This is a genomic window from Halomonas sp. HMF6819 (genome assembly GCF_044335525.1).
In the GTDB taxonomy this organism is placed as follows: Bacteria; Pseudomonadota; Gammaproteobacteria; order Pseudomonadales; family Halomonadaceae; genus Vreelandella.
In genome coordinates this window covers 132162-153242 of sequence record NZ_JBIQVY010000004.1, presented here as the reverse complement: position 1 = coordinate 153242, position 21081 = coordinate 132162, and the positions used below count along the sequence as shown (strand labels likewise).

At 61.1% G+C, this 21081-nt stretch carries 18 protein-coding genes; 5 read left to right on the top strand and 13 right to left on the bottom strand.

Annotation, left to right across the window (positions count from 1 at the left end):
* Position 1: 1 nt before the first annotated feature.
* From csy3 to cas1f, 5 genes are read right to left on the bottom strand one after another with little or no spacing between them, the layout of a single operon-like run.
* Positions 2–1057 carry a type I-F CRISPR-associated protein Csy3 gene (csy3, locus tag ACGLWX_RS13005; protein ID WP_396240222.1) on the bottom strand — a complete coding sequence of 352 codons (1056 nt, stop codon included), beginning with the start codon at positions 1055–1057 and terminating at the stop codon, positions 2–4.
* 16 nt (positions 1058–1073) lie between these two features.
* The gene (csy2, locus tag ACGLWX_RS13000) at positions 1074–2057 is read right to left on the bottom strand and encodes a type I-F CRISPR-associated protein Csy2 (protein WP_396240220.1); all 984 of its coding nucleotides are present in this window, start codon (positions 2055–2057) and stop codon (positions 1074–1076) included.
* Positions 2054–3397 carry a type I-F CRISPR-associated protein Csy1 gene (gene csy1 / locus ACGLWX_RS12995; protein WP_396240218.1) on the bottom strand — a complete coding sequence of 448 codons (1344 nt, stop codon included), beginning with the start codon at positions 3395–3397 and terminating at the stop codon, positions 2054–2056. The genes csy2 and csy1 overlap by 4 nt, the downstream gene beginning before the upstream one ends.
* A 37-nt stretch (positions 3398–3434) precedes the next feature.
* A complete protein-coding gene (cas3f, locus tag ACGLWX_RS12990; RefSeq protein WP_396240216.1) occupies positions 3435–6761 on the bottom strand; it encodes a type I-F CRISPR-associated helicase Cas3f in 3327 nt (1108 codons plus the stop codon).
* Complete coding sequence (gene cas1f, locus ACGLWX_RS12985; protein WP_396240215.1) at positions 6758–7732, bottom strand: type I-F CRISPR-associated endonuclease Cas1f; 975 nt, start codon at positions 7730–7732, stop codon at positions 6758–6760. Before cas1f ends, cas3f begins: the two co-directional genes overlap by 4 nt.
* A gap of 160 nt (positions 7733–7892) precedes the next feature.
* On the opposite strand from cas1f, the gene ACGLWX_RS12980 reads away from it, so the two are divergent.
* From ACGLWX_RS12980 to ACGLWX_RS12960, 5 genes are all read left to right on the top strand, one after another.
* Positions 7893–8546 carry a hypothetical protein gene (locus ACGLWX_RS12980; protein ID WP_396240213.1) on the top strand — a complete coding sequence of 218 codons (654 nt, stop codon included), beginning with the start codon at positions 7893–7895 and terminating at the stop codon, positions 8544–8546.
* Between the two features lie 356 nt (positions 8547–8902).
* Positions 8903–9052 carry a hypothetical protein gene (locus ACGLWX_RS12975; protein WP_252105911.1) on the top strand — a complete coding sequence of 50 codons (150 nt, stop codon included), beginning with the start codon at positions 8903–8905 and terminating at the stop codon, positions 9050–9052.
* Positions 9049–9783, top strand: a complete 735-nt coding sequence (locus ACGLWX_RS12970) for a metal ABC transporter ATP-binding protein (protein ID WP_396240211.1) — start codon at positions 9049–9051, stop codon at positions 9781–9783. Before ACGLWX_RS12975 ends, ACGLWX_RS12970 begins: the two co-directional genes overlap by 4 nt.
* The gene (locus ACGLWX_RS12965) at positions 9767–10660 is read left to right on the top strand and encodes a metal ABC transporter permease (protein ID WP_252105909.1); all 894 of its coding nucleotides are present in this window, start codon (positions 9767–9769) and stop codon (positions 10658–10660) included. Before ACGLWX_RS12970 ends, ACGLWX_RS12965 begins: the two co-directional genes overlap by 17 nt.
* 40 nt (positions 10661–10700) lie before the next feature.
* Positions 10701–11855, top strand: coding sequence for a metal ABC transporter solute-binding protein, Zn/Mn family (locus ACGLWX_RS12960; RefSeq protein ID WP_396240209.1), 1155 nt, complete (start codon positions 10701–10703; stop codon positions 11853–11855).
* A 400-nt stretch (positions 11856–12255) separates the two neighbouring features.
* Here the strand turns inward: ACGLWX_RS12960 and ACGLWX_RS12955 are convergent, their stop codons facing one another.
* The 8 genes from ACGLWX_RS12955 to ACGLWX_RS12920 all read right to left on the bottom strand — a co-directional run bounded on the left by ACGLWX_RS12955 (position 12256) and on the right by ACGLWX_RS12920 (position 21073).
* Positions 12256–13392, bottom strand: a complete 1137-nt coding sequence (locus tag ACGLWX_RS12955) for a DcaP family trimeric outer membrane transporter (protein ID WP_252105907.1) — start codon at positions 13390–13392, stop codon at positions 12256–12258.
* Between the two features lie 719 nt (positions 13393–14111).
* Positions 14112–15650 (bottom strand): tripartite tricarboxylate transporter permease, encoded by a 1539-nt coding sequence (locus tag ACGLWX_RS12950; RefSeq protein ID WP_396240207.1) that lies wholly within the window; start codon positions 15648–15650, stop codon positions 14112–14114.
* The gene (locus tag ACGLWX_RS12945) at positions 15647–16060 is read right to left on the bottom strand and encodes a tripartite tricarboxylate transporter TctB family protein (protein ID WP_396240205.1); all 414 of its coding nucleotides are present in this window, start codon (positions 16058–16060) and stop codon (positions 15647–15649) included. The genes ACGLWX_RS12950 and ACGLWX_RS12945 overlap by 4 nt, the downstream gene beginning before the upstream one ends.
* Before the next feature lie 59 nt (positions 16061–16119).
* Positions 16120–16899: a carboxymuconolactone decarboxylase family protein gene (locus ACGLWX_RS12940; RefSeq protein ID WP_396240203.1), complete on the bottom strand. Its 780-nt coding sequence runs from the start codon at positions 16897–16899 to the stop codon at positions 16120–16122.
* A gap of 7 nt (positions 16900–16906) precedes the next feature.
* A complete protein-coding gene (locus ACGLWX_RS12935; protein ID WP_396240201.1) occupies positions 16907–18127 on the bottom strand; it encodes an SDR family oxidoreductase in 1221 nt (406 codons plus the stop codon).
* A gap of 17 nt (positions 18128–18144) precedes the next feature.
* Positions 18145–18903 carry an SDR family NAD(P)-dependent oxidoreductase gene (locus ACGLWX_RS12930; RefSeq protein WP_252105902.1) on the bottom strand — a complete coding sequence of 253 codons (759 nt, stop codon included), beginning with the start codon at positions 18901–18903 and terminating at the stop codon, positions 18145–18147.
* 11 nt (positions 18904–18914) lie between these two features.
* Positions 18915–19868 carry an acyl-CoA dehydrogenase family protein gene (locus tag ACGLWX_RS12925; protein WP_396240199.1) on the bottom strand — a complete coding sequence of 318 codons (954 nt, stop codon included), beginning with the start codon at positions 19866–19868 and terminating at the stop codon, positions 18915–18917.
* Complete coding sequence (locus ACGLWX_RS12920) at positions 19865–21073, bottom strand: acyl-CoA dehydrogenase family protein (RefSeq protein ID WP_396240197.1); 1209 nt, start codon at positions 21071–21073, stop codon at positions 19865–19867. Before ACGLWX_RS12920 ends, ACGLWX_RS12925 begins: the two co-directional genes overlap by 4 nt.
* Positions 21074–21081: the final 8 nt, after the last annotated feature.

Genomic DNA, 21081 nt, shown 5'->3' with positions numbered 1-21081 from the left:
CTTACCCCGCATCGCCGAAGACGCCGCCGCGGATCAGGGTGGCCATCACGAAGTGTTGATTTTCGACGCTCGGCACCTGGTCTTTCAGCAGCCAGTTATCCAGCAGGTTGTAGAAATCCACTTTCTGTTTGGGCTGGCGATAGGCCGTGCCTTGGGTGGTAACCGAGCCGTAAGGTTCGACGGCGATGGGGCCAAGGTCACTACCGTTCTCCGGCGCCGGGTACCAGGTATCGATGGTACGCAGGGCGTTACCCAGCTTTTGTGAGTGGATCGCCGCCTGCTTTTTGACGTCATTTTTTTTGTCGTTAATCTCGACGCTATAAAGCGTCTTGCTCTTGTCGCCGCGGGCGCGATCCAGAATCAGCTCCTGCGAGGGGAACACCTCTTGCCCGGCGCCAATGCGCGCAAAAGCGACCACATCGAGCAGCAGATACTGCTCGCCGGCCAGCGCCTGGGCAATGGCTGTGCCCAGCTCTTTTGTCTGGGCGTCGCCTTGGAAATCGCGGGTGGGCTGGGCAAGCGCATCGAACGTCCAGCTCTTGTCCGGCTGCCCGGCTTTCATCTGGCTGACGACCACCTCGACCGTTTCGGCACCCATGCGGTTGCGCCACAAAAAGCGACCGTTGGCCAGGTTGCAGGCGTAGCGGTGGGCCAGCTCATGAAAGCCGTGCTCGCTAACGTAGCCCTGGACCGTCTGCTTGAGCTTTTGCTGGTACTCGGCGTTGTTGCAGGCCGAGGGCACACCGGCGCCCGCCAGCACGCGTAGCGTGAAGCGCACGGCGAGCGTATCGGTATCATGGGGCAGCGCGGCTACATCGACGGTCTGTAGGTTGGGGTTCTCGATGGCGGCATCGAGCTTGAGTGGATCCTGATCCTTGGCTTTAAGGCGGTTGGAGATGGTGCCGCGCACCGATTTTTCGCGAACGGGGACCGCCGCCCATTGTGCGCTATCGCTGCGCGCGTCCCAGCTTCCGGCGCTGAATAGCGCGTCGGACGGGTCGAGTTTGCGCTCGAAGGCGAGGACGGAAGCGGTTTTGAGAGTATCGTTCTTGGCCATGTCATTTCCCCTTGAATTAGTCTTGTAGCAGCGTCTTGGCGTAGTCGTTTTGAAGGCGGTAAATCCCGCAACCCAGATCGTTTTCCACGAACCACATCAGATCGTCGGGCGTTTGGAAGCGGTGCGGGCTGACCCACTCGCCGAGCGAATAGAGGCTTTCCACGAACTGAAACGGCACCTCGGGATCGCGGGCGTTGGCGACCTCGCCGGGCGAATACAGCTCGGAGATGGCGCCATAACCGACCGGAATCGGCACCAGCCAGCCGGGATAAGGGCGGCGCACGTGCCAGTGGGCGACCTCTTTGATCGTGCCGCTCTGTTCATCCTCTACCTGCTCGACGTGGCAGGCGTGATTGAGCCGGGAAAAATCGAGCCAAGCGTCCAGCGCGGTGGCGTGCTCGTTCTGCGCCTTGAGGGTGGCGGTATGCGCGGTGAGCAGGTCGTCGCGCAACACCAACGCAAAGCCCGGGAGCAGGCGGCGTTTGAGGCGTCGCCACTGCCCGGCGCGCTTGTCTTCGTTGGCATCGAAGCTGATCAGCTCGGGACGGCCCCGCGTGTGCGTGTCGAGCGAAGGCATAACGCTACCGCCGGCAATTCGCATGCCCTGCACCTGCTCGAACAAACGGTCGGCGATTTCCCGGCGGCGCTCGGGGCTGCCCAGCTCCTCGCCATCCGATTCGACGCCAATCAGCAGGCTGATCTCCAGATGCGCTCGGCCTTCCTCGACGATGGCGGCGGTGTTGCCGCTCTTGTCCACCGGGTTACGTGTCAGATGAAACGCCTTGATGAAGCCGCCCTCGGTCACCTGCGGCTCGATGTGATGGCACACCACGCCGATCTCATTGAACACCAGCTTGATGTCGTCGGGCAGGTTGCGTTCGAGCACCTGCTGCACGCCCACAAAGGCGCTCATGGCGGGAAAGCCCCAAGTCATCGGGCTGGAAATGGCGTTGGCGTTCTGGATGCGCAGCCGGGGAAGCAAAAGAAGGTGATCGATCATGCGGGTTCTCCTTCCAACTGCTCATCGTCGCGCAGGGCGTCTTGCAGGTCATCCATTTGGCGCTTGAATGCCTGAACGACCTTGCCGATCTGCTGTTCCCAGTAGGCGTGCTCGGGGTCGCCCATGCTCAGCGAGCTTTTATAACTCAGCTCACGGTTGAGCCAGCCCGCCGCGCGATCCGCGATGACCTCATGCCAGTCCGAGTGCCGCCGCGCCTGATCGAAGTCGGCGTCTCGGTGGGCTCGCCCAGGGTCGAGCCAGAACTGCTCCTCTACCACCAGCTCGCACTTTTCATCGGCCGTCCAGCCGGGGGCAAGCGTATACATGTCGAAGGAGAACAGCATCAGCTCATCGACCAGCATGGCGGTGAAGTCGTCACGCAGGTCACGGGTGTGCATGTTTCGGTCGGGATCGGTTTCCAGAAAACGCTTTAACTCGGCAAGCGTTTTCCACACCTCGGGGCGACGTTTGAAGGTGCGAAATGCCTCACGCATGGGTGGATAGATTTCACGCGACTGCCAGTGTGGCGGCAGCGAGGCCAGCAGATAATTCTGCCCGCCGCGTTCACTATTGAGCTGGGAAATATTCTGCGGTTTGGTGCCGCCAAGCTTTTGTACGGCCAGATTGAGATAATCACTGTACTCGCCGTCAAACGCCGCACCGTCCCGGCGCGCCTTGCGGCCGGCCTTGGCGTGCTCGCCAAAGCGCGCCTCACTAAGCCGGGCATGAAGCGGATGCGTCAGGGCGGTAGCGTAAAGCGGCGCCAGCAATCGATAACTATCGTTGCTGGTCGGCTCATCACCGGTCAGCCAGTACACCTGCTTGCCGCGCGCGTGGGAACTGGGCTCACCTTTTGGCTCGACGATCTGCGCAAAGGCGCTGACCCACGCTACTGCCTCATTGCGATCCTTGCTGAGCGCTTCGATCAACTCATCATCGTTTGCCAGCGCCCGTTCCAGAAGTGAACGCCCTCGCCATTCGAGCTTCAGGAACTTGTAAACATCGAGAGCGGCGGCATTGCCGACCACATCGCCCTGAAAATCGTTCGGCAGGCAGTGGCTGCCCACCAGGGTTCCGCGATCAAGCTGACCGGGGTCGACGTAGAGATTGGTGCCTTTGGCATCCGGGTGGACCGCCTTGAGCGAGTGGGTGACGACTTGCAACTGACTGACGCGCCGCGCGGCATCGGCCAGCCACGTTGGCGGGTCGAACTGCGCCTGCAACTTGAGGTAGGCGGGATCGTCCTCCGCCAGCTTTTCGGTTTTGGTGGCAAAGCGGTTGTGGATAAATTCATGAATCAGACCGCTGAGTGACAACGGCGGATTAGGTGGTTCAGTCATAGCGCTCCCTTTTTATTGCCTGTGATGTCGCCTTCAGTTATTTCTTCCTCACAAACCCCAACGCCGGATGAAAATGCCAGCCGTACGGGGCGTAGTCGGTCTTGAGTCGGATGCGGCCGAAGCGGCGTGCGCAGCGTTCCAGGCTCATGTCCATGGCGTCGGCCTGCTCGCCAAGCGCGGCCATGTAGTCGGGTTCGTTCCAGGGCGTGATGCGCGGGTTGGCAAGCAGCGCATCCGGCAGCCGATCCAGCTCGCGCTCCACCGCGACCCAGCGCTCTTCACGCCGCTCCCTTTCCACGCGGTAAAAGCAGTAATCCTCTTCGGCCTCGTCCGGCATCAGCACAAATTCGCTTTCCTGCGCGTTGTCCTCGCGAAACGGTGCGTACTGCAGGGCAACGGCGGCTAGCGTCAGCGTCGCGGGCCGGTAGAACAGGTAAGCGCCCAGGTCGCGCTTTGGCGCCTCGCCTCGGCGCCTGCGCCTTCTTGCGGGTATGGGTGGCTCGCTACCCTCGACCATCAACGAGGCCAGCCGCGCGTGTTCCAGATCGACCAGCCTGGCGTTTGGCGCAAGCGGTTCAACGGGCGTCAGGCGTGGGCGGGAGTCAATGGGATTGAGATCGTCGTCGCGCAGGAGTGTCGTGAGTCGGTGCGTCGTCAACGGCCAGAACTGTTCGGTTTCAAAACCAGGGTGACTGAACGCGGACCGTTTGCCTTCCAGGTGTTTTACGTTGGTATCGAGCAGCGCGATATTGGGAGCGCTGACGGGCGCGTCGCGGTGGCGGCGCACTCGCCCGGCAAGCTGGATGATCGAGCGCATGGAGGAAGGTTCCACAATTGCCCAGTCGTAATCGTGATCGCGCCCCACTTCGGTCACCGGCGAGCCGAGCACGATAAACAGATGATCCTTCGCCTCATTCTTCAAGCGCGCGCGGATATCCGGCAGATCGAACACGGCAAATTCCTCGCGGCGGTCAAGCGTTTGGTCGAGCCGCGCCTCCAGCCGCGAGCGCAGAATCAAGGGAAACTGGGAGTGGTAGACGCACAGATGCACATGCGTGCCGTCAGGCACATCAGCGCGGTAAAGCGCCTGCGCCACGGCCACCAAGGGCGCAATGTTGGCCATGCGCACCAGCCCAAAGCTCACCCGCTTGCCGCTTTGCGGGTCTTTGGTGTGATGCGTGTCGTGCAGCGCACGTGCCTGTTCGAGAATCGTCTGCGCCAGCGTCTCGCTGATTGCCTCAAGCGTTGAAGGCGCAGTGAACGGCACGATATAGCCGCGCCGCAGCGGTTCGAGGGTGGCGAGCTTGGCCGCACGCTTGTGGGCGAAGGCGGCGTGCGCGGCGTCGAAGCGCTCACCGTCGGCGCAGTTTGCGTGGGTGCAGCCGTGCTCGTCGAACCAGGCGCACACCGGCTCGATGGGCGCGCCGGGCACGCCGCGGTGGCGCTGATACTCGGCACGGCCTTGCCGGTAGGCGTCGAACAGGCCGCGCACCAGCGCGGGCGGCAAGGTGGCGGAGGAGAGCAGCACCCGCGGGCCCAGCAGGCCCGCCCAGTACACCAGCCGGGTGAGCGCGGGCAGGTCATCGATATCGAAGTCGTCGGGCTCGTCGAGCACCAGATCGCTGCTCATCAGGCGCAGCATGGGCGCGATCTGATGGCCGCCGCGCAGGCTCTCGGTGGCGGGCATCAGGTGGTCGATGGTGGTAACGAGAATCGGCGCACCGATCAGGGCGCGAGCGCGCGGGTCGGTGATGACGCGGGACAGCACCGGGTGGTCGTCGAGGCTGCCCTCGAAATGAACATGGCTCTGCTCGTCGAGCAGTTCGGCGCGCGAATCCGAGCCACCCTGCGCCTGCTGATGCTCGTAAAGCTCACTGCTGGCCGCTCCGCCCACGCGCACGGCAAGGTCGTCGCTACCCAGGCCCAGCCGTTCACGGTAGGCCTGCCCGGTCTGCAGCGTCAGGGTGCGCAACCCCAGCGCAATCGAAAAGCGCGCGCCCTTTTCCGGTTCGCTCAGCCCGTAGCAGATGCGTCCGTTGGCAATCGTCTTGCCGCAGCCGGTGGAGGCCATGTTGATGCCGAAAAACCCCTGGGCGCGGCTTTTGTCGCGCAGGCCGACCGCCAGGTCATACGCCTTGTCCTGCCAACGAAAACGCGGGTGTTTGCTGCGCGCCTTGAAGCCCTTGTGGTGGGTGATACCGCCCATCGCCCCAAGCATGTCCGGCAGGCGGTGAGTAATCTCGCCGGTGGCCCGTGTCACGCCCAGCAGGTGCTCGACCAGCGGCTGGCTCATCTGCCGCTTGCCGTTGAGTTTGGCGGTGTTGGCGTAGAGCGTCTTGCTCCATGCCCCGTCCAGCCGCCCGGGGCCGGTCAGGCTGGAGTAGTGGTGATCCGCCAGCATCAGCGAAAGCCGTGCCAGATGCATCACGTAGGGCGATTCGCCGGGCGGCCAGTCGATGCGCACCTCTCCCAGCTGGCGCGCCAGTCGCTGAGCCCGCTCGCGCCAGGCTTTTTCCGTCACTGGCAGTCCATGGGGAAAGTGCCAGTAAGGCGCAATGTCTTTTTCCTCGGCTGGCTCGACGCGTTCGTTCCAGGCGGCGGTGATGGCGTGAGGCAACACAGGCACGGTGTCGGCGTTGAGGTGCGCCCTGGCACCGAGCCATTTCTGTTGGCCACTGTCATCGAACGCGGGCAAGGCAGGCAAGCGGTGATGGCTGACGATTAGCCAGCCGATGGCGGCCGCCAACGGCGGCAAGTGATCGAAGGGCCGCGCCCGCGCGGCGTCATCCAGACCATCGCGTTTGAGCCTGTCGAGCCAAGCGGCGTGATCGCACTCCTCCAGGTTTGCAAGCCGCGCGAGCCAGCCCGCGTCGCTATCCTCGCCCACGAAGGCTTCGAATAAACGCAGCGATACCCACTCATGACGGTAGCGATTACGCCCTTCGAGGGTGCCCTGCAGGCGGCGCTGAAACGCGTCGCTGGCCTTGCCCAGGTCATGCATAAGGGCAGCCATGGAAGCGAGCAGATGAATCAGCCGCCCGCTGTGCCAGTCGTTCTCGTCCTCACGACGCAGAATATTGCGCCGGGTGGTATTGGTCGGCGTGGCGCCCTTCATGTTGAACTGCGAAGCGTCGCCAACGATCCACACAAGCTCGCTGTGGTCGTGGCCACGTATCCAGTGGCAGGCCACGGCGGTGTTTTTACGGGCGGTTTTGCGCAGCAATTTGCGCAAGGTATCAAGCCCGGCCTGGGTGATCGGGGTTTGCCAAGTGCGGTTCCCTCGGCGCTCGGCAAACTGATCGAGAATCCGCCGGGTTTCTTTCAGCGCATTCTTGTTGCACTGAGAGATCAGCAGCACGTTCATGGCTCGCCGCTCCCCAGCATCTGGGCGACGTCCTTGAGCGTATCAATCATAAAATCGAGGGATTCGGTGCGCGTTAATCGTTCGATACACGCTTGGCGAAACTCCTGCTCTTCGTCGCCGCGCATGGCGGAAATAAACGCCTGGGGTAGAATCACAGCGTCCTTGACCAGATCCGCCACGTCGAACACCAGACCGCCGCGGCGCGTCTTGCCGTGCAGCACGGCCAACCCGTGCGGAATACCCAGCACCCACGTGGCGGTAGCCCCCAGCCCGTAGGCCAGGTAGTTGCCGTGGTCGAGAAAGCGGTTGGCGGGATCAGCGCCTGCGCCGCGTTTGGCGCGGGTAAACTCGCCATAGCCGGTGGCCTCCACGGCCAGCTTGAAGAGTGTTTTGGTGAGCCGCGCTTCCAAAGTCAGCAGCTCGACGGTGCTGGGCGCGTGACGAATCGCTTCAACATGATGAGTCAGAGCGCCTTGCAAGCGCGCCTTGTCGATGTCGAAACCGGCCTCTCGCATCGCTCGGCTGGTCCAGAGCACGTCGATGCGCGCAAGCCTTGCGAGTTGAAAGGCGCGAGCCGCCTCGAGGCGCCTGGCATCGTCGAACCAAAAGCGCACCCAGTACTGCAGGTACTCGGTGGGTCGATATTCGCTTTGTGGGGTGAGCCAGGCGACGTCGACATCGACCTCATTGGCGGCGAACAAGGGCGTGCCGCCCCCGCCGCAGAACCCCACCAGCACGCCGGCCTTGGCCAGCTCGCGCATTGCCGCTTGGGTGATCGAGGTGCCCGTACCTAGCAAAAGCGAGGTGGTATTGGCGATGGGAATGTTCCAGTAGCGCGACCTGGTACCTTCATCGGTGACGTATTCGACCCGGCCGCCGTTGACTAGTACGCGGCAGTGCTGCAGGTAGTAAAGATTAGCCCGCTTCGAGTGCAGGATGGTCTTTAGGTCACTCGACGAAACGTCATCCATGGGGCGCCCCCTAAGTCTTTTTGATCATCTAACCATCCGCGATGCGTGAACGCCATCAATCCTCGTCATACTTAAGCCTGGAAAAGAAGCGTTTCAACCTTCGCGCTGGGTAGGGCGTGCTACGCTTAGCGTGACTTTTCCTTCCTAAAGGTTTTCGATCATGCGGCTACGTCTCTGGCTCTGCGCGTTTGCGTGCGCGTTCACTCTTCCCGCTTTTGCGCAGTCTTCCGGTGACTGGGCGGCCTATGACGACGTGTTCGAAAACGGCGCGCGCCAGGCCAACCTGTGGCAGTGGGGGTGGAGCGGCATCTACGCCACGAGCCTGGCGGTGAACGTCTACCAGTCGAGCGAGGCGAGCGATTCCGACGACCGGTTCGATGCGCGGGTGGGGGCGGTGAAATCCGCGCTGGCGCTGGGCGGCATGTTCACCGACCGCCAGCCGCACCCGGCGGCGCTGGCGCGCTACGAGCGCTTGAAGGCGAGCGGTGACTTGAGCGGCGTGCAGGCGTTGGGCCTCGAGCTTGCGCAGGCCGAGCGCGAGCGGCGTGGCTGGGGGGCACGGGTAGGGTCGCTGGTGGTCAACGGGATAGCGGCCGGGGTCATTGCCGCCGATGGGCGCGGTGACGATGCGGCGCTCAACTTTGCCACCGGCATGCTGGTCAACGAGCTGCAGATCTGGACCCAGCCGAACCAGGCGTCTTCCGCCATCAACCGCTTTCAGCCGGCGCGGGTGTCGATGGGCCCGGTCACGTTGGAAGGCGAGTACGCCATTACGCTGGCGCCGAATCAGGTCGGCGCGACCTGGCGCTACTAGATGTTCGAGCGCCTGGATAAACGGCGTCGCCCCACCTCATCCACTGTCGCCTCGCTTGAAGGGGACGCCCAGGATCTGCACTTGTTGCTATTAGCGCAGCGCCACTGCCTGTAAAGCGTCTGTGGCGCAGTGCCGATCGGCTTTTCGATGGTGAGGGTCCTAAAGCGCTATTGTCTCGTTCGTCTGACGCGCCCCCGCTAGCCCCCATCTGTGAGGTTTATAACGCACCGTCGCTCGACTATCGTTTGAAGCACGCAGTGATTGCCACGCCCCGGCAAGCGAGTAAAATACTCGGCAATTTTTTGGCATTTTTTAATGTTATGTTATAACCTAATTGGTCGCCGAGGAGAGAGACGTTGAGCCACCATCCGCACCGCCACAATCGCGAAGGGCCCTGCCACTTCTCACTGATGTCGTTATCCGCCACTAAACGCCTGCTGCTGGTCGCCGTACCGCTGTTGGCGCTGTGGCTGCTGGTTTTCTGGGCCGGCGGGTGGGCGCAATGAGCCATCGCGATCACACGCGGTTAAAGCTTGACGACCTGCACCTGGCCCAGGGCCGGCGCATGGTGCTCGAGAATTTACACGGCGATTTTCTGCCCGGCGCGATCACCGCGCTGGTCGGCGCTAACGGGGCGGGCAAGAGCACGCTGATTCAGGCCATCATGGGCGAGCTGCGCCCGGTGTCCGGCCACGTGCAGTGCGATATCGCTCCCGAGCGGCGCGCCTGGCTCCCTCAGCAGCTGGCGCTGGACTTGACCTTTCCGATGAGCGTCGAGGAGCTGGTGATGACCGGCACCTGGCCGAGCCACGGTGCGCTCAAGGGCTACTGCGCGGCCCACTACCGCAAGGGGCGCGACATCATGAGGCGGCTCGGTATTTCACACCTGGCTCACCGGCCGCTTGGCGAGCTTTCCGGCGGCCAGCGCCAGCGCGCGTTGATCGGCCGCACGCTGATGCAGGAAGCGGAGCTTTTGCTGCTTGACGAGCCGTTTGCCAACGTGGACCGCGAAACGGTCGATATTCTGATCACGATTTTTCGTCAGATGGCAGAAAGCGGCGTGACGCTGATCGTTGTGCTGCACGATATGGATCACCTCAAGCGCCTGGCCGATGAAGTGCTGATCATAAGCCAGGGGCATGGCCGCTGGGTGGCGCCGGAAGCGCTTGCCGAGCCGCCCCTGCCCGCTCATATCGTGCCCTTCGTTGCAGGAGGTCAGCATGCTGGAACTGCTTAATGCCTGGCTGATCGCCCCGTTCGACTACGGTTTCATGCGCCGCGCGGTGGTGGGCGGGCTGGCACTTTCGATCGCCGCGCCGCCGCTGGGGGTCTTTCTGGTGCTGCGCGGCATGAGCCTGATCGGCGACGCCATGGCCCACGCCATCCTGCCGGGCGTGGCGCTCGGCTTTCTGCTGGCCGGTTTTTCGCTGCCGGTGATGAGTATCGGCGGCGTGCTGTTCGGGCTGATGGTGGCGCTGTTGGCCGGGGCGGTATCGAAGATGGGCGGCCAGCGCGAAGACGCCGCCATGGCGAGCTTCTTCATCATTTCACTGGCCGCCGGGGTCATGCTGATCTCGATTGGCGGCAGCAGCGTGGATCTCACCCACGTGCTGTTCGGCTCGATTCTGGCGATCAACTCGACGGCCCTTCTGCTGATCGCCGGCATCAGCACGCTGATCGTTGTAACGCTTGCCTGGATTTTCCGCGCGCTGGTGGTCGAGTGCCTGGACCCGCTCTTTCTGCGCGGCCAAAGCCGGCGAAACGGCTGGGTGCACAGCGTGTTTCTGGGGCTTTTGGTGCTCAACCTCACCGCCGGTTTCCAAACATTGGGCACGCTGATGGCGGTAGGCCTGATGATGCTGCCCGCCACCGCCGCACGCTTTTGGAGTAAGCGCCTGGAAGGGCTGATGGGTATCGCGGTGGTGCTGGCCATGCTCGCCAGTACCGGCGGGCTTTTGCTCTCCTATCACCTGGATATTCCATCGGGGCCGAGCATCATTTTGCTGGCAGGCTCAGCGTACTTTTTCTCGGCGCTGTTTGGCCGCTACCACAGCCTGGCCGCTAGGCTACGGCGTAAAACGGCGCCGCTCGAGGCGGCGTCCGAGCTGCCTTAGCCGGGATTCGTCACTCATCAACCACGCATCTGGAGTCGTCATGTCACTACGTTTCACCCCGCTACTGGTCGGCGTATCCACGCTGCTGGCACTGCCCGCCGCCATGGCCGCCGAGCGCGTTCAGGTGGTCACGAGCTTCTCCATTCTGGCCGACATGGTCGAAAACGTCGGCGGCGAGCACGTCGAGGTGAACTCGCTGGTCGGCCCCGACGGCGACACCCACGTTTACTCGCCGCGCCCGGGCGACGCTCGCGCGCTGGCCGAGGCGGATCTGGTCGTGTTCAACGGCCTGCTGCTCGAAGGCTGGATGGATCGCCTGCTGGACGCCAGCGACTACCAGGGCCAACTGGTCACCGCCACCGACGGTATCGAAGCGCTGGATTACCACCCGCACGATCATAGCGGCGAGCACGCTCACGACAGCGACGAGGCTCACGATCACAGCCACGAACACGCTCACGGCAGCGACGAGGCCCACGATCACAGCCACGAGCACGCCCACGACAGCGGCGAAGCTCACGATCATAGCCACGAACACGCCCACGATAGCGACAGCGACGAGGCCCATGAGCATGACCACGTACACGGCGACCAGGACCCGCACGCATGGCAGGACATGGCCCAGGCCGAAGTCTATATAACCAACATTCGTGATGGCCTGATCGACGCCGACGAAGCGAACGCCGATGACTACCGCGCCAACGCCGAGCGCTACCTGGCAGAGATGGCCGAGCTCGACGGTGAGCTTCGTACGCTGCTCGAGGACGTGCCGGCCTCAGCCACCGTGATCACTGGCCACGACTCCTTTGGCTACTTCGCCAACGCCTACGGCGTGCGCTTTTTGTCACCCTATGGGCTGTCGACGGAAGTCGAACCGAGCGGCGCCAGCATGGCGTCACTGGTCGACGTGATCAACGACGAAAACGTGCAGGCGCTGTTTCACGAGAACATGACCAACCCCTCGGTCATCGAGCAGCTCGCCGAAGAGACTGGCCTTGAGATCAAGGGCACGCTTTACGCCGATGCTCTCGCAAGCGAGGGCCCCGCCAGCACCTACCTTGGCATGATGCGCCACAACGCCGAGCTGCTGCACGACGCTTTGGCTCAAGCGGGCGATGCCGAGCTGGCCCATGATCACAGCCACGACCATGCTCATGAGCACGAGCACGAGCACGAGCACGAGCACAGCCACTAAAAACGAATGCCGCTGACCATACCCGTGTTTTGAAAACGCAAACCGGCGAGCCATTAAGCTCGCCGGTTAAACCAACGGCACTGGCTTAAGCCCGATTCGAAAATACCCTCATGACCTTTACCGCCAGGTGATGAGGGTATCGCTTTTTTCTGACGCCTCTACACAGCTGCTTCATACAAGAGTCGATGGTTGCGAGCTCGTGAGATACATGAAACGGATGTGTTTTCTACCGCGTCTTGTAACGTTTACACCCCCGGATCGATACGCCGACATTCCCAGTCTTGTTGTTCTCACGCCTAAAAATAAAAAAGCCTTGTTAATGAACAAGGCAATGATCGAGTTTCATCAGGTCATGTTTATCAGGCTGTTAAGACCTTGTCGTAATAGGCGTGACTATGAATCAAAAGCTATATTTGACCATGCCCTGAAGGCGTAACGCGTCTCCCTTATTGCCATCCACCTGCTCACGCTGGTGCCAACCGGCTTCGACACCGTATTGAATACGCCCAGCCGGCGCCCAAATATAGTTGAGCCAAGCCTCGGTCGTATTTTCGTTGGTTACGACATAGTCCGGGTTGTCTTCGAAGTCGTTTTCCACGCGCGAATAGGCCGCATTGATGGCGCCCGGGCCGACTGTCAGACTCGCCCCAAGGCTTGCGCCTACCGTGCGAACCGTCTGGAGAGAGCCATTTTCGTCGACATAGCCGGGGATAGGCGAGGTGTTTCCACTGGTATAACCACCGATACCATCGCCATAGGTGACACCCGCCCTGACCGTCAAATCTGGCGTAAAATTCACGGCCGTTTCAAAGGTGGTTCCCCAGCCAAAAGCACTGTCGCTTGAAGCAGGCGTTGTTAAACCAGCGTTATCGTACTCGAGGTAACGTCCAACGGCCGCCAATGAATAGTTGAAGAACTCCGAGCGATCTGTATATCGAACGATCATGTCAGGGAGGCTGCTTTTTGCTCCAGCGTCATCTACCACTCCCCCCTTGTCATCAGGGTCTTCGATGGAAAAGGAAAAATTATCCTGCGTATATCTCAACTGAGGCTGGCGGTGTGTAAGCGCACGGCCCGAGGTACCTGCAAAATCGATAAGAGGAGTGGCCGATAATCCACTACCAAAGTTCGTCCAGGTTTGGCCTGCCAGAATATCGTTCCATTCACCGTAAGCGTGCCGGAGCCTGAACCCTCCATTACCATTGTCCCCATAAAAATCGCCTTCAACCACCGTAATCAAATCGCTGCCTTGTACCGGAGACGACGTCTTGAAACCGATCCGGCTTTCGATAGCCTGCATGGAGAAATGGCCGTCCGAGCCTTCATCCTTGTCGATATCCAGGCGCGCGGCTTTGCCTCTTAAAGAGGTAAGCCCCAACTCATCGTCTACGTCATAGATGATATCCAGCTTGGCATAACCATATATGCTGGCTGTCGTTTCACCCACTTCGAATTCATACGCGTAAGTCTGACTGGCGGAATAAGAGGAGAGAGCCGTCGCTGAAACCAGCACTGCAGTTTTAAGACTATTTTTCATTGTCGTTTTTATGCTCCGAAGTAGCACCCTTGTTTAATGCACGGTTGACCTATAGCCCGGACGTTAAAAGCTCGTCTTGACTCATGCCGTTTGCATTAGATCTACATTCGCCACTAATGAGTGGCACTCATTTCCAGCGTGCGCTGAAACTTGCAGGACACATTGGTCCGTTGTTATTAGGCAGTTGAATTTATTGCAGGCGCCAACAGGCCCTGATTCTAACCAGAACGTTCAAACAAATATTTGATTAAGGAATATCTTTATACTTAAAGTTATGAACCAAGATATTTAGATTGCCACCGTGCAGCAATATGATGTCTTTTAACGAACTCATATCTTGAAAACTCAAACCAGGCATTCAAGAATCGTTCTACACATTCATTCGCAGCGATCTTCATATGCTTTATAAAGACACTATTATTTAATGAGATGTAATTAAGCATACGTTGCTTATGAGCCTTTTTTTTTATTTAACGTAAATCCAAAACGGTGTGCGCGTCATGGTAGCGTCATGGTGACTTGTCAATGACAGCGCACCTACCTCTCGTTATTTATCATCAACGCGAACGTTGGCATGAGCCCGGTGAGCTGGAGGATGATCCTGTCCAGCTCACGGTTAAAACCCATAACACGGCGGCCAAAATCCAGATACTTTATGGCAGGACCAAAGAACAAGGCCGCGATTGTTCAAACATCGCGTCTACAGCACCGCATACGTATCAACTACGTGCCTTGCCTGTTGCCGCTTTGAAGAACCCTTTTCTCTTTGCGCTGAGATAGGCAAGCTTCAGGGCTGCCCCGACCAGCAGTAGCATCAAAATGGCCATTAAGGAGGCTGATACTGGACGGTTGATAAACGTCGAGAAATCGCCCTGGGTTATCACCATCGCGCGCCGGAAGTGCTCTTCCATCATCGGCCCCAGAATGAAGCCCAGCAGCAGCGGTGCACTGTCGAACTTCAGCGACTTCAGGATGATGCCCAGCGCACCGAAGCCCATCAGGACATAAATATCGAACACCGAGTTCTGGACCGAGTACACACCGATGCATACGCAAGCCACCATAACGGGAAAGAGCAAGTGGTACGGTATACGCAGCAGCCGAACCCACAGCCCGACCAGCGGGATATTGAGGATCACCAGCAGGATATTACCCACGATGAACGAGGCCACCAGCCCCCAGAAGATGTCGGGGTGATCGTTGATCACGCCAGGCCCTGGAATGATGCCGTGCACCATCAGTACCCCCAGCATCAGCGCCATCACCGCATCCCCCGGAATGCCTAAGCTCATGGTGGGAATGAAGGCGGTCTGGATCGCCGCGTTGTTAGCGCTTTCCGGCGCGGCAACGCCCGCGATCGCCCCTTTTCCGAACTTCTCCGGCGTTTTGGAAAGGCGCTTTTCGAGCGCGTAAGAGAGGAAGGTGGCAATGGTGCCGCCGGTGCCGGGAAGCGCGCCGAAAAAGGCGCCGACCCCGGTCCCCCTAAGCGAGGGGAAGGTCGCTTCCTTGAGCTCCGAACGCGTCGGCATCATCGCCTTGAACGAGACATCGTTGTCACGCATGTTGCCCAGTGGCCCGCGTTTTGCGGTAGCGATGATCTCCGGCAAACCGAACAGCCCCAGCGCTACGGCCACTAGAGAAAGGCCGTCGTAAAGCTCCGGCATACCAAACGTGAACCTGGCCGCCCCACTATTCAAATCCAACCCGACCAGACCAAACGCCACGCCGAGCGTTACGGTGATCAACGACTTGACGGGACGCCCGGTCGAGAACAGGGACGCGGCGATCAGACCGAATACCATAAGCATGAAATACTCTTGCGGGCCGAAACTCTTCGCCACCGCCGCCAGCGGAATGGTAAACAGCGCCAGCAGCAAGGCGCCGATCATGGAGCCCATGAAGGAGGCGATCGCGGTGATGAACAGCGCCAGCCCCGCCTTGCCGTTCTGCGCCATGGGGAAGCCGTCGAGCCCGGTCACCACGCTCGTGACGGTACCCGGCAGATTCATGAGAATCGACGCGGTCGAGCCGCCATAGGCGGCGCCGTAGTAGATGCCCGCGAGCATGATGATGGAGTAGGAGGGCTCGATATGAAACGTGATCGGCATCAGCACGGCGAGCGTCGCCATGGTACCCAAGCCCGGAAGCACGCCTACGATCGTGCCAAGCAGCACACCGGCCGCACAGTAGAAAATTCCCTCTACGGAGAGGGCAACAGAAAACCCCAGCAGAATGTTATCCAGTTGTGACGTATTCATAGTGCTAACACCTCAACGGGCAGCCCCAGCAGATAAACAAAGACCACTACACAGGCGAGCGTGGTCAGTAACGCCAGCAGCAGCGAACGAAGAATATTGATGTTCGTCGAGGCGAAGGTCGAGATGAAGACCGATGCAAAAATGGCCGGCCCCATGCCTGCCGCTTCGATCAAAAGCCCGAAGGATAGAATCGAGGCGCCGATGACCAAAACGGGGATGACGTCAGGAAGATGAAGCCTGGACTCCGAAGGTTTACTTATAAAGGTGATGACGAACAGGAAGACACCCATCGCCACCAGTAGCCACGCGAGAATCTGGGGAAAGTAGCCAGGCCCCATGCTGCTGAGACTGCCAAATCGATAGCTCGATGATTCGGACAGCACAAAGACACCCACGGCGATCGTGAACAAGGCGCCTATCATGTCGGGGACGTTTTTGGTTAAAGCTCTTGATAGCATTTTACACCTCATCAAGTGGCGTGCGTTCGATTGTTCTTGTCGGCACCAAGGCACTTCACCCCTAGTGCTGTTCCATGGACGGACAGGTGAGACCCGAGCTGGATAGCTTGGGCGATTTCATCGGCCGTGGCGTCGGCCCTCACTGCCGCGCGGATGGAGCGCCGCAATGCCTTTTCGTCGAAGCCCGTGAAACTCGAGTGCAAGGCGGCCTCGACAAGACGCTTTTCTTTTTCAACCAGCCGGCTGCCTGGCGCGCTAACATCCATGAACGCCATTACCTGGCGCAAGTACTCGGCATCGAAGCGCGCCAGCGCGCCAAGCTCCTCGGCACTCCCGGGAAAATGCCGTTCCACTTCACGTCTCAATGCCTCGGGCAATTCGGCATCACGGCTCGTCGCGCCGCGCTCAAACGATGCCCCTTGACCGAGTTCGCTTTCCAGAATCGCGATGGCTTCATAGACGCGGTTCACGCCTTGAAGTGCCACCAGATGCAGCACATCCAGAACGTCGCCGGTAGTGGCACCAGCTTGGCGAGCCAGTTCGAGGTGCGTCTGGACGCCAGCTTCGAACAGATGGGTCGCCGAGGCGTCCAGCGCGACGTAGATCAGCTCGACCATGCGCGCGTCGAGCGGGCCAGCACTGGCGGGATAGCTTGCATAGCGTGCATAGGCCTCCAGAAACGCTGGATGCTCTTCCAGCAGGGTCTGGGTCCAGGGGCGCCAGTAGCCACGTCGCTGGATAAACATCGCCTTGATGTCAGCGGGGGCCTTATTGTCGTTGTATGAAGTCATTTTGGATCTAGTATCGGTTCGTGAAGCGCAGGGTCTGGCCGGCGAGAAACCGTCCTGTGGGGCCCGAGACATAGCGCAAGATCTGACAAAGAGCGTCCGGGGCCATATCCGGTGCCCATGCCACGGCATTGACCCGATAGCCGACAGGCCCCAGCTCGCAGGCGAGCGTGGCAACGAGCATCGATGCCGCCGCCGCGAAGGCCTGCTCGGGGGCGGAGCGCTCGGCGTCGACGAACGGCAGGACCACCGTGAGGCTGGCAGGCGCCGTGTGCGCGGCGGTGAACGCCCGCGCAATGCGGTGAAGGCTTTCCAGCAGGTGCTCTGCAGCAACGTGCCGGGCGGTGAAGTCGATCACCGCGGTGTAGCCCACCGGCGCCAACGGGGTGGGCCCGAGCGCCCCCGTCGCCTCGAGGCTCGTCTCGCTCTCGCCGACGAGCCGAAAATCGCACTCGGCATCCATGTCCACCGGCGTGGCCGCCGTGTCGTTGAGGCGTTGGCCGCCACCAAACACCGACGAGCCTCCGTCGATCACCAGCGCCGGCGCTTCCAGACGAGCTTTCGTCAGCGTGGCCAGAAAAAACAGCCCCTGTGCGATATCTTCGGGGCGCCCCATGTAAGCCATGGGGATTTTGCCGATGGCGTCCTCAAGCTTGAGACGTCCCTGCTCGAGCAGCCCCTCTACCAGTGCCGTACGCACGAAGCCGGGGCACAGCGCGTAGGTTGACCGTCCTGGCGCCTCGTGTGCCTGAGCGTTGGCTAGCGCAATGACGCCCGCCTTGCTGGCGCTGTAGAGGCCACGCTGGGGCAGCGCCCGAAGCCCGGCCCCCGAGGCGATGTGAATAACGCGGGCATCGGCGGCCAGCGAGGCATCCAGCGCCTCGACGACGCTCATCGGAGCGAGCAGGTTCAACTCCTCGACTGGGCGCAGCGCCTCCCACGGCTGGTGGACCAGGGCATCTGGTCGGTCGCTTGATATCCCAGCGTTGTTGATGACCACGTCGAGAGTAAGATCGAGGCCGGCCAGACGCCCGATGTCGGCCTTATCGGTGAGATCGATGACGAGGGCCTGGTGCGCACCCGTGCTGCCTGCAGGCAGCTCACGGATTAGTTGCTCGAGCCGATCACACGCCCGATCGACCAGCAAGCAGCGCCAGCCCTTCGCCGCGAAAAGGCGGGCAGTCGCTTCACCGATACCCGCCGCGGCGCCTGTGATCAAGACAGTCGTCATCGAAGTCCCCGTAGACGTCAAAGGTTGGTGAAGGTCACGCCGCCGTCCACAACCAGCGCCTGTGCGGACATGAAGCCCGCCCGGTCGCTGGCCAGAAAGCAGATCGTGTTGGCGATGTCGGTCACCGTCCCTAGCCGGCCGAGAGGGGTTTTAGCGGCACGCGCGGCATCGCGCTCGGCATTGCGGTTGCGCTGAGTACCTTCCGTGGGCACCGCCGAGGGGCAGACGGCATTAACGCGAATGTTCTGACTGCCGAGCTCCGCTGCGGCCGCGCGCGTGATACCGAGCACCCCCGATTTGATGCCCGAGTAAACCACCGAGTTGAGGGTCGAGCGCAGCGCCGCAGTGGAGGCGACGTTGATGATGGCACCGCCTCGTTCAGTGTCCATGGCCTCGGAGGCGGCCTGGATGCCCCAAATCACCCCCTTGAAACCCACATCGACCATGCGATCGACGGTGTCCGGGCGAATGTCGGGAATGGCCTGATAGCGCACCCACGCGGCGTTATTGACCAGCACGTCGAAGCGCCCGCAATGCGCCTTGACCCGCTGCACGGCGGCTTGGATACCCTCCTGGGTCGAAACGTTCTCGACAACGCCAAAGGCGCGACCGCCGGCCTCGGTGATCGCTTTGACGGTGGCTTCGACAAACTCTTCCTTCAGGTCGTTAACACCTACGACCGCCCCCAGCGCCGCCATCTGCAGCGCGGTTTCGCGACCGATACCGTTGCCGGCGCCGGTTACCAGCACTGCGCGGTTATCCATGTTCATGTCCATGTTGTTCTCCTTCAAGCGGCGTCGATGAAATTCTGGCCGATCGCATTGATGGTGGCGCTACCTTGCAACGCCGCCTCGATGCGCCGCGCGTCACGCAGGGCATAATGCAGCGGCACCTCCCAAGTGAAGCCCATGCCGCCGTTGAGATGAATCGCCTTTTCGATGACGAACAGGGCATTGGTAAGCGCCCCGGCCCAGGCCGTCTTGTAGCTGCGAGTCGCGTCGAACTCATCGGTCTCGACCGTTCGGGCAATGGCGCACAGCGAGACTTCGTTGAGCAGCTTCATCCGCGCCAGATGGTGGCGTACCGCCTGTTTCGCGGTCAGCGGTCGGCCGAACTGGACCCGCCCGGCCAGGTAGTCGGCGGTATACTCGAGCGCCCCTTGGGCGGCGCCGTTGAGATAAGCGCCGGTCAGCAGATAAGCCTCTTCGCGAAGCGCCTGATAGCGCTGCACCGAGATGCGCTGGAGAATCGGTGCGCTCTCGAGCGACACGCTGTAATAGGGCGATTCCGGGTCGAGTTCGGCGTGCGGTGTCAGCGTTACCGCGTCACACGCCACCAGGGCCGCGCCGTCGCCATCCGGCACCAGGATCCAATCACAGTCTGCCGCGTAAGGCGCGTGACCAGCCGTGCCCTGGTGCTCCGCGTGCCACGCGATGGTGGCCGTGCGCTCGCCATTGATCAGCTCTGCCGCCTGCGGGGTGCCGGCCAGTGCCTTGGCCACCAGCGCCTGCTCGACGACGGGAAAGCGCAGGCGCAAACGGCCCGCGACCTGGCAGATGGGCACAGCGAAGGCGATGGGCAGCCCCATGCCGCCATCCTCTTCAGCGGCGCAAACGCCCAGCAAACCCGCCCCACCAAGCGTGCTGGCCACCTCGGCAAACTCGCGGCCGATAACATCGCCCACGGCGGCAGAAGCCGCTTCAGCAAACTCTTCCGGGCGTAGATCCTCGTCCATACTCATGACTGGGACTCCTTGGGCAAGTTCATGATTCGCTGCGCGATGATGTCCAACTGCACTTCGGTAACGCCGGCGTAGAGTGTTTCCGCCCGGGCGAAGAGATAAGCGTTGGTGAAATGTGCCTTGGCTCTTTTTGCAAGCTCGCTGGATCCTTCGTGCACGTGGGAGACCATCTCCATCGCCAGGCCGGCGAATGCCTGGTGGCATTCCGACCAGTACAGTTTATTAAGCGACCCTTGCGCCCCGATGGTCTCGCCGGCCATCAGTTGATCGACGACTTTTTCAATAAGTCCTTTTAAACCATCAACTTCGCAGGCGATTTGGCCAATCCGCCTTTGGTAGTAGCTCTCCTGGAGAAGCTTCGAAAGTTCGGGATCCGACTTGCAGGCGCGAACCAGTTGCTTGAGCTCGCCTTCGAAACGCCAGGGCCGGTACATGCGGTTGGTGGCCCGCTCGATGGAGAGCACGCGGATCGCCGCGTTCCAGCCTTCATTCGGCGCTCCGAGCCGGGCGGTGTCGGGCACGGTGACGTTGTCGAAAAACACTTCGGCAAAGGATTCCTTACCGTCGATCGACTTGATCGGCACGACCCGGATTCCCGGCGTATCCATCGGTACGGCAAACATCAACAGACCGCGATGCCGATCGGCGACGGTGCCGGTACGCGTCAGCAGCAGGCAGTAGCGTGCCTTGGCGGCGCCGCTGGTCCATATCTTCTGACCGTTGATGACCCAGCGATCGCCCTCCTGAACCGCGCGGGTACGAAGGCTGGCAAGGTCCGATCCCGCTTCAGGCTCCGAGAACCCTTGGCACCAGTGTTCACGCATGGAGAGTATTGCCGGCAAAAACTCGCGCTTCTGCTCTTCGGTGCCTACCGCCATGATGATCGGGCCGGCCAGTTCCTTGCCGATCGACCCAACGCTTTCGGGCATGGGCAGCGCCCCGATCTCCTTGTTGACGGCTAGATGCTCGCGCAGGCTCAAGCCGTAGCCACCGTATTCCTTGGGCCAGGTCATGCCTGCAAGCCCTGCCTTGTAGAGCGCGGTTTCCCAATCGACACTTTCCTGAAGGGTCGGCGTGCGATAGTTCAGGCTATCGCTGCGCATGTGATCGGGCAGGTTCGCCTGCAACCATTCGCGGGCGTGCTGGCGATAGACTCCCTGCCCGGTAGCGGGGTCGGGAATGACCACATCCGTATTGAAACTCATCACTGACT

Bases quoted from the DNA above. Each gene is read 5' to 3' on its own strand.
- csy3 (WP_396240222.1), bottom strand. From the start codon at position 1,057: ATGGCCAAGAACGATACTCTCAAAACCGCTTCCGTCCTCGCCTTCGAG.
- csy2 (WP_396240220.1), bottom strand. From the start codon at position 2,057: ATGATCGATCACCTTCTTTTGCTTCCCCGGCTGCGCATCCAGAACGCC.
- csy1 (WP_396240218.1), bottom strand. From the start codon at position 3,397: ATGACTGAACCACCTAATCCGCCGTTGTCACTCAGCGGTCTGATTCAT.
- cas3f (WP_396240216.1), bottom strand. From the start codon at position 6,761: ATGAACGTGCTGCTGATCTCTCAGTGCAACAAGAATGCGCTGAAAGAA.
- cas1f (WP_396240215.1), bottom strand. From the start codon at position 7,732: ATGGATGACGTTTCGTCGAGTGACCTAAAGACCATCCTGCACTCGAAG.
- ACGLWX_RS12980 (WP_396240213.1), top strand. From the start codon at position 7,893: ATGCGGCTACGTCTCTGGCTCTGCGCGTTTGCGTGCGCGTTCACTCTT.
- ACGLWX_RS12970 (WP_396240211.1), top strand. From the start codon at position 9,049: ATGAGCCATCGCGATCACACGCGGTTAAAGCTTGACGACCTGCACCTG.
- ACGLWX_RS12965 (WP_252105909.1), top strand. From the start codon at position 9,767: ATGCTGGAACTGCTTAATGCCTGGCTGATCGCCCCGTTCGACTACGGT.
- ACGLWX_RS12960 (WP_396240209.1), top strand. From the start codon at position 10,701: ATGTCACTACGTTTCACCCCGCTACTGGTCGGCGTATCCACGCTGCTG.
- ACGLWX_RS12955 (WP_252105907.1), bottom strand. From the start codon at position 13,392: ATGAAAAATAGTCTTAAAACTGCAGTGCTGGTTTCAGCGACGGCTCTC.
- ACGLWX_RS12950 (WP_396240207.1), bottom strand. From the start codon at position 15,650: ATGAATACGTCACAACTGGATAACATTCTGCTGGGGTTTTCTGTTGCC.
- ACGLWX_RS12940 (WP_396240203.1), bottom strand. From the start codon at position 16,899: ATGACTTCATACAACGACAATAAGGCCCCCGCTGACATCAAGGCGATG.
- ACGLWX_RS12935 (WP_396240201.1), bottom strand. From the start codon at position 18,127: ATGACGACTGTCTTGATCACAGGCGCCGCGGCGGGTATCGGTGAAGCG.
- ACGLWX_RS12930 (WP_252105902.1), bottom strand. From the start codon at position 18,903: ATGGACATGAACATGGATAACCGCGCAGTGCTGGTAACCGGCGCCGGC.
- ACGLWX_RS12925 (WP_396240199.1), bottom strand. From the start codon at position 19,868: ATGAGTATGGACGAGGATCTACGCCCGGAAGAGTTTGCTGAAGCGGCT.
- ACGLWX_RS12920 (WP_396240197.1), bottom strand. From the start codon at position 21,073: ATGAGTTTCAATACGGATGTGGTCATTCCCGACCCCGCTACCGGGCAG.